The sequence below is a fragment of the Endozoicomonas sp. SESOKO4 genome (assembly GCF_024606275.1).
The window spans coordinates 1-2,757 of sequence record NZ_JAHHPS010000613.1 but is presented as its reverse complement, the minus strand read 5'-3'; the positions used below and the strand labels follow the sequence as shown (position 1 = coordinate 2,757).

Sequence of the window (2,757 nt, the reverse complement as noted above, 5' to 3'; positions counted from 1 at the left end):
TAACAGCATCAACATAATGCTGCCGGACTTCTTTTGTAAAAGGATCCTCTTCCACTGACAACGCTCCTGGTATCACGGCAGCAGAGGCAGCTAAAGGAGTATTGGGCATTGGAGCAAAAGCCACCTCTGAACTTTTTATACTGATGGCCAGATGCCCTGCATTGCCATGAATAGCAACAGGATCAGGCACCGGCGGTGCAACAACACCGTAAGCTCTGGCATATTCCTTAGCCTCATTCATCAAGGTTGTTTTCCCTTTCCTCAGTTCATCCGTGGTATAGACAAGCATGCAAACTGCCTGTTCGCTGGAAAGCTTGTCATTATCGATGGTGAATTGAGCTTCAATACTTTCAGCGTTGGTAAGCCCGGGCTTTTTATACTTGATCTGACGTTCAGGTACCTGGGCTATGATGCTATGAGACTGATCGAGCAGTGCAACCGCTGGATAGAACAGCTGTTCCTTATCATCATCCTTGACCACATAGCTGTTTATAGTCACTTTATGAATGCCCGTTGGCGGCAGACTGAAAGCCAGAACCGGAGTCTCTCCGGAGGATTGTTTTAGTCTTGAAGTGAACTCGTTAACGACAATGCGAGCCTGTTTTTTGCCGGCAGGATACCTTAGTGGATGACAAGTAATGTCCTTAACTGAGTTGTACACTTTACTTTCTGAGTCAGGCTGCTTTATTGTTTTTTCCCGGATATTAAAATGAGAGCAGCCCATCAGGGTTATGACAGGGGCAAGAATACATGCGAAAAGAAACTGTTTTTTCATCACGCCTGACACATGTCGTTCTTTATAAAACATCCCCTTTAATAATCCTTTAATTCGACCATTTTCAGTGCCGAATATTTCGATACCTCTCAGTAAACTCATAAACTGTATACCTGAATTCACGATCAACAATAAAATGCAGCATTTTTTCACTCTCAGTTACAGTATTGCTGCACAGGCTCCGGGAGCCTGTCTGCAAACATAGTCGTATTTGAGCCAGGCTGGATAAAAAACTGTATTAACTCTTCTTTTTTCTTAATCACTTTGCTGATTGTGAATCTCTGGTCTAGATTTCCTACGGGTACACCGAAAACATAATTCTCAGATCCATTCGGTTTATTTACTCAAGCCGCCATGAACATGAAATGGCTTCGGAACTCGGGAAAACCGCATCTTCATGGCAACAGACCAGAGCAGCTCAGCCAACGGTTAGCTCTGGTCAACTGTCGTACACACACAAGGTAAATGGCAATGATTCGGATACAGAGTACTCTATCTGCTCTGGGTCGCAGTATTGGAGTTATTTCTCTCGCTTCCCTCCCTGCGCTTTCCTGGGGCTTTGAAGAAGTCAATGTTGATTTTCACGGCTATGCGCGCTCAGGCGTAGGTCGTTCAGCAGAGGGAGGAGATCAGGCCTGCTTTAAAGCGGCAGGAGCACCCGCCAAATATCGTCTGGGTAACGAGTGTGAAACTTACACAGAGCTCAAGCTCGGTGCTGAGCTGTCAGATGATAACAACACTTCGTTCAGGCTGGATACCAATATCGCCTACAAAGTTTTTCAGAACAATGACTGGGAAATGCCCGGAATGGGCGACAATTATTATGGCAACAATGAATTTGCCCTGAGGGAAGTTAACTTACAGGCCAGGAATATCATGGAAGGTATGCCGGAGGCCATGCTCTGGGCCGGCAAACGCTTTTACCAAAGACATGATGTTCATATGAATGACTGGTACTACTGGGATGTTTCTGGCCCCGGAGCCGGTATTCAGGATATCGATGTTGGCATAGGCAAGTTTGATATTGCCTGGCTAAGACATACACCCAAGGTAGAATATTTCGATAGCAGTGGGGCTAACCAAGAACAAGCTGTTGAAACCGATGTCATAGATCTCCGACTTAAGGATTTGAGACTCATGGACAATCTCAGCCTTGAACTAGGAGTTGACTACGGCAAGGGAAACCCTCCTGACAAGTCTGTCTACAAAGAGTTTCTTGATAAAGACGGATGGCTGCTCACAGCCGAGCTGACCTGGGAGGTTCTGGATGGTTTTAACAAATTTGCAGTGCAATACGCTAATGATGGCATGACAGGTCCAGGCGTTGGTTCAACTGGCCGAGATATAGCCTCAGCAGAGTGGTACAAGGGCAACAAGCTCTATAGGGTGCTTGATCATGGTTCATTCTCTCTGAGTGACCAAATGGACATCATGTACGTTGCAGCCTGGACACAGGTCGAGTACGACGAAGAAGCTCAAAAACTGGATGCCTCGTTGCCTGACAAGAGAAGCTGGATAACAGCCGGTATCAGACCCATCTGGAAGTGGACCGAAATCACCAGTACTGCAATTGAGCTGGGTTGGGACAAAGTTGAAAATGCCTTTTATGACAGTACTTTAGACAGCGGAAAAGGCCAAGGTTTTGACAGTCAGGTGACCAAATTCACAATAGCTCAACAATTCCATCCAAAGTTTGGAGCATTTGTCAGACCGGTGATCAGAGTATTTGCTACGTACGCAAAATGGGACGCTGTTGAGAATCCCAATCTGCTCCCTACCGACAAAACAGGCACTCCATTATGTAGCATAACTGATTACGGTGAAGAAACATGCAGTTCAGTGGAGGGCCTTGACTACTTCGATACAGGAACCACAAGACCTCAAATCGCAAACACCTTTGGTGTGGACTCTGACGGCTGGACATACGGCGTGCAGTTTGAAGCTTGGTGGTAATCCGTAATCTGAAATGAACAAAAAGGCGG

2 protein-coding genes are annotated in these 2,757 nt (G+C 46.1%); one reads left to right on the top strand and one right to left on the bottom strand.

All coding sequences use genetic code 11. From position 1 onward, the window contains the following. Positions 1-877: MalM family protein (locus KDK16_RS11950; protein ID WP_257276293.1), on the bottom strand; the 877-nt coding region annotated here is incomplete at its 3' end. Between the two features lie 369 nt (positions 878-1,246). Between KDK16_RS11950 and lamB the strand changes: the two genes are divergently transcribed. Then, positions 1,247-2,728, top strand: a complete 1,482-nt coding sequence (gene lamB, locus KDK16_RS11945) for a maltoporin LamB (protein WP_257276292.1) — start codon at positions 1,247-1,249, stop codon at positions 2,726-2,728. The last annotated feature ends 29 nt before the right edge of the window (positions 2,729-2,757 follow it).